9 protein-coding genes are annotated in these 8492 nt (G+C 62.0%); 2 read left to right on the forward strand and 7 right to left on the reverse strand.

Annotation, left to right across the window (positions count from 1 at the left end; translation table 11 throughout):
* Nucleotides 1-186: 186 nt before the first annotated feature.
* The 3 genes from WBN73_RS17310 to WBN73_RS17320 all read right to left on the reverse strand — a co-directional run bounded on the left by WBN73_RS17310 (nucleotide 187) and on the right by WBN73_RS17320 (nucleotide 1556).
* Nucleotides 187-390: a cold-shock protein gene (locus WBN73_RS17310; protein ID WP_011773737.1), complete on the reverse strand. Its 204-nt coding sequence runs from the start codon at nucleotides 388-390 to the stop codon at nucleotides 187-189.
* A gap of 172 nt (nucleotides 391-562) precedes the next feature.
* On the reverse strand, nucleotides 563-1171 hold the full coding sequence (locus WBN73_RS17315) for a LytR C-terminal domain-containing protein (RefSeq protein WP_337340909.1): 609 nt from the start codon (nucleotides 1169-1171) through the stop codon (nucleotides 563-565).
* A 49-nt stretch (nucleotides 1172-1220) separates the two neighbouring features.
* Nucleotides 1221-1556 (reverse strand): DUF3263 domain-containing protein, encoded by a 336-nt coding sequence (locus WBN73_RS17320; protein ID WP_089593893.1) that lies wholly within the window; start codon nucleotides 1554-1556, stop codon nucleotides 1221-1223.
* Between the two features lie 106 nt (nucleotides 1557-1662).
* Here WBN73_RS17320 and WBN73_RS17325 point away from each other — a divergent pair, with 106 nt between their 5' ends.
* Nucleotides 1663-2433 carry a uracil-DNA glycosylase gene (locus tag WBN73_RS17325; RefSeq protein ID WP_337340910.1) on the forward strand — a complete coding sequence of 257 codons (771 nt, stop codon included), beginning with the start codon at nucleotides 1663-1665 and terminating at the stop codon, nucleotides 2431-2433.
* Between the two features lie 52 nt (nucleotides 2434-2485).
* Entirely contained in the window at nucleotides 2486-3325 is an 840-nt protein-coding gene (locus WBN73_RS17330; protein ID WP_337340911.1) for a siderophore-interacting protein, read from the forward strand.
* A gap of 77 nt (nucleotides 3326-3402) precedes the next feature.
* On the opposite strand, the gene WBN73_RS17335 is transcribed toward WBN73_RS17330, so the two are convergent.
* The 4 genes from WBN73_RS17335 to WBN73_RS17350 form a co-directional block, all read right to left on the reverse strand.
* Nucleotides 3403-4890 carry a threonine/serine ThrE exporter family protein gene (locus tag WBN73_RS17335; protein WP_207596559.1) on the reverse strand — a complete coding sequence of 496 codons (1488 nt, stop codon included), beginning with the start codon at nucleotides 4888-4890 and terminating at the stop codon, nucleotides 3403-3405.
* Nucleotides 4891-4917: 27 nt separating this feature from the next.
* A complete protein-coding gene (locus WBN73_RS17340) occupies nucleotides 4918-6234 on the reverse strand; it encodes a peptidoglycan bridge formation glycyltransferase FemA/FemB family protein (protein WP_337340916.1) in 1317 nt (438 codons plus the stop codon).
* Between the two features lie 114 nt (nucleotides 6235-6348).
* A complete protein-coding gene (locus WBN73_RS17345; protein WP_337340912.1) occupies nucleotides 6349-7437 on the reverse strand; it encodes a lipid II:glycine glycyltransferase FemX in 1089 nt (362 codons plus the stop codon).
* A 118-nt stretch (nucleotides 7438-7555) separates the two neighbouring features.
* Nucleotides 7556-8377, reverse strand: a complete 822-nt coding sequence (locus tag WBN73_RS17350; RefSeq protein ID WP_280627051.1) for a DNA/RNA non-specific endonuclease — start codon at nucleotides 8375-8377, stop codon at nucleotides 7556-7558.
* Nucleotides 8378-8492 lie beyond the last annotated feature (115 nt).

The following is an 8492-nucleotide window of genomic DNA, read 5'->3' on the forward strand; positions in this document are numbered from 1 at the left end:
CCGCTGGAACGAATGCCGCCCAACGCCGGGGTAACCCGGCCTGGACTTAGCAGTCGAACCATAGGAGTGCTAAATCAATAATTAGCACTCGACCGGGGAGAGTGCAAGCAGAGATGCCACTTTGCTCTATAAACAAAGGGCTTTCAGCCGAGGGCTGACGGAGAGGGAGCGAAATCCTGCAAGAAGCTATGCGACGCGCACACCTTCGGCTTGCGGACCCTTTTGCCCCTCCCCCAGTTCAAACTCAACCCGCTGGCCCTCTTCAAGGGCGCGGAAGCCGTCCATTTGGATGGCGGACCAGTGTACAAAGACGTCGTCACCCGACTCATCCACAGTGATGAATCCGTAGCCTTTTTCGGCGTTGAACCATTTGACGGTTCCCAATGCCATGATGCCCACACTTTCGCAGTAGCCAAGACCGGTTGCCGGGATCTCCGTACCGGAATCAATCCACTGTAACCACAGTCACTCTGCCGGCGCTCCCGTGGAGGCCCGGGGCATCACTTTTGTTATTGAGGCTTAACCGGGTTGGGGCTCAAGACCCACCGGGAAGGCCGAGGGTTTACTGGTAGCCAGGTCCTGCTACAACCACCAACTGCTGCTGCACCTCGGGCGACTCAAGGATCGTCTGGATGCCCAACAAGGTGCCCAACGCCTCGGCGTTGACCTTCTGCTCAGGCGCGTTGTAGAAGATCACGGATGTCTGCTGCGGCAGGCCGCCCCAGTTGCCCACGGTGCTGAGTGTCCAACCGTCGGCTTCCACCAGACCGGCCACGCGGCCAGCCAAGCCAGCGGTGCCGGCACCGTTGTACACGGCAACCGGGGTGGACTTGTCCACCGGTGCGGAGGACGGCGTTGCGGACGGGCTCCCTGACGGTGTCGGCTCGCTGGAAGCGGACGGTGCACTGCTGGATTCGCCCGGTGCCGCCGACGGCGACGAATCAGTCTGCTGCGGCGCCGGCGTCGAGACGCTGGGCGCGGCATTGGGAGCCACCACGCCGAGGTTCGGAAGGACCAGGAAGGCCACCAACCCCAAAACCAGGGCCACAGCCCCAACAGTCAGGACCGGCCACAACGTGGGGCGTGTGGTTTCCTGGGCGTCCCGGTGAACGCCCTGCCGCGAGGTGTTCTGCGGGACCTGGTCGAATTCGTCCTTGGCATATTTGGTCATGGTGAAGCGTTGTCCTTGCTGGTTGCTGCTGACAGATCAGCCTGGCGATTTACGCGTCGGACCCCAAGCGACGTGCCGTCCGCGCACGCTGGCGGGACGTACGTAGTCTACGCAATCTCTTGACGAGCATGGGATCGTGGGCCAACGCGTCTTCGGTATCTATCAGCGCGTTGAGGATCTGGTAATAGTGTGTTGCCGAGAGATCGAACAGCTCACGGATGGCCTGTTCCTTGGCCCCTGAGTACTTCCACCACTGCCGTTCCAGGGCCAGCATCTGCTGGTCCCGTTCGCTGAGCGGAGAGTCACTGCGGATCCCGGCCGCAAGGTCTGCAAGGGCAAACCCTGTTGACTGCGGCGCCATCGGTTCCGGTGCTGGTTCTGCCACGGCACACTCCTTCGACGCGTGTTGGGGGAAAATGTCCTACCCCTATGTTACGGGCGAATAACAACGCTGTCATTCGCCGGTCCGGGATTGCGCGGGAGACAATGGCGTGGTGAATGGCGAGGATGCACTCTTTGACCTTGAGCCGGACAACCTGGACCAGACAGGTTTTGCCGAGCTCCCTGACCGCCCACTGGAACACCTGATGGCCCCCGACTGGGCCGATGCCCTGCGGCCCGTGGAAGGTGAGCTGCGAAGCGCCTTGGACTTCGTCGCGACCCAAGCCAAGAACGGTACCCACGTCCTCCCGTCGGCCGGCCACCTACTGCGCGCCTTCCAGCAGCCGCTGGCAGAGGTCAAAGTACTGATCCTGGGCCAAGACCCCTACCCCACGCCGGGACACGCCGTAGGGCTCTCCTTTGCAGTCTCCGCACAGACGCGGCCCATCCCGCGCAGCCTCGCCAATATCTACCGGGAACTGCACGACGACCTCGGGTTACCTCCCCGGGTCCATGGCGACCTCAGCGCCTGGACGGGCCAAGGCGTCCTCCTGCTGAACCGTGTCCTCAGCGTCACCGCCGGAGCTGCCGGCTCGCATCGCGGCAAAGGCTGGGAGGCCATCACGACGGCGGCAGTCACCGCCGTCGCCCGCCGTACGGACGGTGCGGGTCGGCGCAGCCCGTTGGTTGCCATCCTCTGGGGCAAAGACGCCGAGGGCGTCCTGCCGCTGCTGGATGGAGCACCATCCATCGTGTCGGTCCATCCCAGTCCCCTCTCGGCCTCCCGGGGATTCTTCGGCTCCAAGCCCTTCAGCCGCAGCAACGAGCTGCTGGCGGAACAGGGCGCTGAACCCATCAACTGGGAACTGCCTGTCCTGTAACCTTTGACTCATCCCCAGCGGACGTGCAGGAAATTAGCTTAGGCTTACCTACATGTCTGCTCTCCCCGTGACTTCGTCCGCCACCCGTACAACCCGCCCGCAGGTCAACCTGACAGTCCTGCGGAATGAACGCCTTTCACCGCATATGGTGCGGATCGTGGCCGGCGGACCAGGGTTCAGTGACTACACGAACAACCAGTACGTGGACCGCTACGTCAAGATCGTCTTCCCCCAGCCGGGCGTCGAGTACGAGCTTCCGCTGGACCTGTGGGCCATCCGCGAGACCATGCCACGGGAGCTGTGGCCGCACACCAGGACCTACACCATCCGCTGGGTGGACCTTGAAGCCCAGGAACTGGCCATCGACTTCGTGGTGCACGGCGACGAAGGGCTGGCCGGCCCTTGGGCGGCCGCAGCAGAACCCGGCGACTCGTTGGTCTTCACAGGACCTGGCGGTGCCTACAACCCGGCCCCCGACGCCGACTGGTACTTGTTCGCCGGCGACGACGCCGCGATCCCGGCCATTGCAGCATGCGTGGAGGCTCTTGCCCCTGATGCCCGCGGAACGGTGTTCCTGGAAGTGGACAATGAGGCCGACATCCTGCCGATCTCCGCCCCCGCCGGCGTGAACCTGCACTGGCTGCAGCGCAACGGGGTACCCGCGGGCTCCAGCGACTTGCTGCTCGAAGCCCTGCGCACCACTGAATGGCTGCCCGGCCGGGTGGACGTTTTCGCCCATGGTGAGCGGGGTTACATGAAGGGCCTCCGTGAGATCTTTTTCGTCCAGCGGGGATTGGAGCGTTCCCAGGTGTCACTGTCCGGCTACTGGGCACAGGGTCGCGTCGAAGAAGTGTTCCAAGCGGAGAAGAAGCTTCCGGTCGGACAGATCTAGGTTCGGCGCAGGTACAACTTCAGCACTTAAAACACGAACGGCGCCGCCTCATGGCAGCGCCGTTCGTAGTGTTCCACTTATCGCCTGCGGACCCTGCGCCGCTCGTTGCTGGACAGGCCCTTGGTCAATGGCCGGGCGAGGTTGTCGCCGAGCACGATGCCCGCAGCCACGCCAAGGACAATCGCCCCGGCGTTCAGCATGCCACCCGCACCGAGCAGAATGTCTCCCTCTTCGACGGTCAAAACATACATTGACCGGAATATGGTGAGGCCGGGAAGCAGGATCAACGCGGCCGGAACCGCAACCACCAGCTGCGGTGCTCCGAGTTTGAGCGCCACCACACGTCCCAGCAGGCCAATGACCACCGCGGCGACCGCGGGTGACAGGCGATCGCCGAGCCCGGCGGCCCCAGCCCCCCACAGAACGAAGAAGCCCACGATGCCCACTGCCGCCGTCGGGAACAACAGGCGCAGTTGCGTTTGTTCGGTGACACCGATGGCCACCACCGCGATCGCGATCAGGATCGCCTGACCCCACAAGGGATACGCATCGGGGAAGGTGTCCGTGACGTCCAGGACCTCGCTGCCAATCAGTGTTCCGACCACCACGGCGACGCCGATCCCTGCCACGATGGCACCGAACGTCAGCGCCGTGGAAAGGAATCGGCCGGCCGCCGTCACCGGGAAGCCGTTGATCGCATCTTGGACAGACGAGACAAGTCGACCCGTTGGCAGCAACAGCAGGATTCCGCCGGCAACCACAATGGACGGAGCAATGTCCACACCCGCCCACCGCAGCATCAGCGCGATAAAGGTGACCAGGAACGCGCACGCCATGGTGTTGAAGAAGTCCGCTGTCCGCCACCGTGCAAGCTGGCGTGAGAGCAGGCTGATCAGGATATTGGAGCAGAAGGCCACCGCGGATGCGCCCAGGCCACCTCCCAGGACGCCCACGAAAACTGCGGAGAAGATGCCGAAGGCAATCGTGACCATCCAGCGCGGGAAAGGCTTGGCGCTGCGGATGATTTCGTTCAAGCGGCGTACGGCTTCATCGCGGCCCACTCCCCCGGCAACTATGTCAGTCACCAGCTGGTGCACCTGCGCCAAGCCGGCGTAGTTGTTGGTCCAGGATCGAACAACACGCAGCAGCGTGATGGGCGTCTGGTCCTTGGGAGCGTAGTTGATGGCCACCGACTGGTTGGTGATGTCCACTTCGACGTTCTTCAGGCCCAGGGCAGCCGTCACCGCGATCATGCTCGTCTCAACTTCAAGGGCGCCCGCTCCATAACGGAACATGACCTCCGCCAGATGCAGGGCGAAGTCGATGGTTTTGCGGGCCGAAGCATCCACTCCCACTACCTGGATGGTGGGGTTGGCATAAGGGCTTCCCGCCAAACGGTCCACGATGTTCATGGGCGCCGTGGGCGGGCTGTCACCTTGGACAAGGCGCATGAGCATACGCTTGGCGTTGACGTTTTGCCGGACCTGGGATGGCCTGAGCGGCTGGGTTTTGGGCAACCCGTCAGTATGGGGCCTGCTGGCGGACCCGTCGGGGCGTTCAGTCACGCGGTGATCCTCCCTTGGCTTGTGTGATTAGCGGTTCCTCCGAAATTTTCCTACTACCGGCAATTTCTCCAGTGGCAATCGTCCCAGTACTGTCTGGGCAGCCCCTGCAAGCTTCCTGACCACGCGGTAGGCGTTGAAGATGAGCGGGTTCACCGGTGCAACGAAGTCCCCCACCAGCTGGACCACCTCGCCCCCGAATCCCTTCTTGAATTCGTAACCGCCGTGCCCGGTCTCGTCCTGGCCTTGGATGCCGAACGTGCCGTAGAAGTTGTAGCGCGAGTATCCGTTGTTGAGCGCGTGGAGCATCATGCCCCAGTACAGGGACGTAGCGCCATTGAAGTAGATATAGTCCTGCACGGTGCCGCCAATGACGCACACCAGTTCGTCGCCCGAGCATGCGAAGTGGATGGCAGCCACAGTGGCCACGCCTACGGAGTCAGGGAAGCGTTCGATGTCCTTGAGGCTGCGCTCGTAGCTGTCCACGAGGTCCTGGACTACCTTGACGCGGTTGGCCTTTTTCTTGCTGCCAGTCTCTTCGACTTCGCGCTTGAGGTCTGCGAGGGTCTTTGATTCAGCCTCCAGCCGTTCCGTGATGGACGCCCGGTACTCAGGGATGTTGATCTTGGCCATCATGAGCTTGGTGAACTCGTCCGAAGTGTTGCGGAGCAGTTGCTCGTAGTACTCGCGTTCGCGGTACGTGAAGCCCTTCTCATCTCCAGCGGTACTCAGCGCGTTGTAGAACTCATCCAGCGTTTCCAGCGTGGCCTGTTCCAGGTACACACCGTTCTTCTCGGCTTTACGGATGGCCTTGCGGGTGCGGTAGTTCATGCCCATGATGAGCTCTTCGGAATCAGCAATCCCGTTGAGCTGTTTGACGAACATCCAGTTGATGTTGGCGAAGTTCATGTCGAAGCCTTGGTGCTTGAAGCCCAAACCCTCGAATTCCTTCAGCAGGGGACGGTTGTCCTCCACCTCGGGGTGCTCTGCGCCCTCTTCGTCGCGCGCGATGTACCGGATGTTGGGTGAGATCCGCAGTTCAGCGGCCTTCTTTGAGGCTGCATGCTTTTTCAACTGCTCGACGACGAAGCGCACCACTGTGGGGTCGCTGTAGTCCATCAGTGGTCCCTTGGCGCAGTCTGCGATCTTGTAGCCCAGGCGGTTGGACGAGTAGACGAGTTTTCCCGCAGCGATCAGGCTGCCGCCCTGCATGACCCCGAAGAGTTCCACTTCCTGGCCACGGGCACGCTGGAATCGCGTGAGGTCCATGGACTGGATGAAGCTTCCCTGTGGGTGTCCCTTGGCAAAGGTCTCGAAATCAGCGTCACTGAGAATCACGAATTCCATGGCGGTTCCAGCCTCAATCGGAGTCAAAGAAATTTCCTCACCTAAATGTAGATTTGCACCCGTTGGTGGCAGGGGCGGGCCTGAAGTTGCTTGGCTTGCGGGCTGCGGTGGCCGTCAGTAGAACTGGCCGCCGGTGCGCATGGTCTCGAGTCGGCGGAAGATGCGTTCCGCACCCTTGAGCCAAAGTTTGTAGCGGACAGGTCCCAGGACGAGGTCGTAGCAGCCCACAAAGTCCGTGACGGTTTTGGTGAAGCTTGTCTTGAACGATCCAAGGCCGTAGAGCGGGTGGCTCTTGTCCTTGATCCTTGCGGCAGGCGGCGTACCGCAGAAGTCGTACTCCACGCAGCCGAGCTCCTGCATGCGCTGGATCGCTGCCCACTGGACCAGATGTGAGTCGCCGTACTGCTTGCGGTTCTGGGTGGATCCGCCGTCCTTGTAGGTGGCCTTGGAGCCGTAGTTGATGACGAAAGCCCCCACGCTCGGTGCCCCATCTTCGTAGACGAAGAAGAAGTGACCCTGGCCCCGGCTGCAGAACTCTTCCCAAAACTTTGCGTAGTACTCGTAGCTCCGCAGTGGCATGGCGCCTTTAGCGTCCATGGTGTTCCGCATGAGGGCGTAAAGCTTGCGATAGCTGTCCTCGCCGGGCTCTCCCTGCACAACCTCGCAGCCTTCGCGCTGCGCCCTGCGGACCGCATTCCGGGCGCGCGAGGAAATGCTGCGGAGGACCTCGTTGGCCGGCGCCGAGATGTCCAGCAGCGCGGTGGAATCGTTGGACTGGATGTTGGGCGCCTTGACCAGTCCTGCGGCCTTGAGTTGTGCTGCAACCACTGGCGATTCAACGATGTCCGGCTCGATCTTGATGGTGAAGACGTTCATCTTCTGCTCCTTGGCCAAGGCGGAGATGGCCTTGAGCAGGGGGCTGATGTCATCCACGGCGGCAGCGTCCGGCCCCTTGATCAGGTACCAAAGCCGGCCCAGGACCGGGAACTTCTTCTCCAGGAGCAGGTTGTAGCTGGTGTAATCGGCGGTCTCCACCACCAGGCGGCGGACCAGCCAGCCGTTGCCGTCCTTGACGGCGGCGTAGGCGTCCGACTGCAGCATGTTGCCGCCGTTCGGATTGGCCGTGACGTGCTTGTCCCAGTTGTCGATTTCCTCGGCGGTGGCAAAGCGGGCGGTAAATTCTCGCAAGGTGGCCGTGTCCAATCTCAGGGGTTTGGTGCAGTGTTCAAAAGCGTGGTGCGCATGCGGACATGCAGCCCCAAGTCTATCGGGCCGGGAAAAATCTGCTGGTTGACGGGCAAACCCACAGTCCTGAGGTTGCCTACAACCTGATCTGGTCCGCGCTATCCAGCTGGATCGCTTTCGGCTGCCTGCCCAGTTCCCGCTGGCCGCTGACGAGCCGGTCCGCGTTGGTGAGCCTGCTGAGGCTCAGTCCTGTCAGGTCTGCTATCTGACCAATAGGAACCTGGAAGGTCCGGAACGGTCCCAGTGGAGGTGGCTCCCCCTCCAGAAGCTTCTGGTTGATGGCCCTCTTCAGTTCCACTTTGCCCAGCAGCGGCGACTGGTCAAGGACGAACCCCACGGCGGCCAGCTTGGCGTCGTTGGTCCAGGCCGCGATCTTCCAGAACTTTCGCGGGATCTGAACGCCCCGGTAGGGCTGGTCATCGTCAAGGAAGACGGGCCCGGTGAAAACACTGAGCTTGGCGTCGTGGGCATCGGCATGGCTCAGCACGTGATCCTCGAGCCCCACCCACAGCTCTTTGCCTTGGTTGAAGTCATCCACCTGCGGCGCAGCGTTGGTGAAGGCAAACGTGTCCTGGTTGGCTTTCTTGGCCGTGGCCGCATCTCCCCACACCGGGTCCAGGCGTCTCACCAGGTGGCCGCGGTCGAACGCGTTGTTCTTGTAGACGTCCGGGCCTGCCTGCTGTTCCCTGGGAATCCTGTCGTCGAAATGCCAGGTGCCCTCACGGGCCAGTGGGTTCAGTTCCTTGCCGTGAATGTTGACCCCCACGATCGCCGCGAGTTTCCGGGCAGCCCGGAAACGCACGGAGAAGTGGACGTAGTCCAAAAGAATCGTCGTTGCCGACGGACTGGGCAGCTCGAGACGTGCCCGCAAAAAATCCCTGTCGTATCCCCCGCTCATGGATACAGCATGGCACTAGGCACTGACAGTAAACAGACTCAGCATTCGACGACGTTGACGGCGAGGCCGCCCATCGCGGTTTCCTTGTACTTATGGGACATGTCCTTGCCCGTTT

The organism is Paenarthrobacter sp. CCNWLY172 (assembly GCF_037402035.1).
In the GTDB taxonomy this organism is placed as follows: domain Bacteria; phylum Actinomycetota; class Actinomycetes; order Actinomycetales; family Micrococcaceae; genus Arthrobacter.

Coding starts and splice junctions, on each gene's coding strand:
- WBN73_RS17310 (WP_011773737.1), bottom strand. CDS start 390: ATGGCATTGGGAACCGTCAAATGGTTCAACGCCGAAAAAGGCTACGGA.
- WBN73_RS17315 (WP_337340909.1), bottom strand. CDS start 1,171: ATGACCAAATATGCCAAGGACGAATTCGACCAGGTCCCGCAGAACACC.
- WBN73_RS17330 (WP_337340911.1), top strand. CDS start 2,486: ATGTCTGCTCTCCCCGTGACTTCGTCCGCCACCCGTACAACCCGCCCG.
- WBN73_RS17340 (WP_337340916.1), bottom strand. CDS start 6,234: ATGGAATTCGTGATTCTCAGTGACGCTGATTTCGAGACCTTTGCCAAG.
- WBN73_RS17350 (WP_280627051.1), bottom strand. CDS start 8,377: ATGAGCGGGGGATACGACAGGGATTTTTTGCGGGCACGTCTCGAGCTG.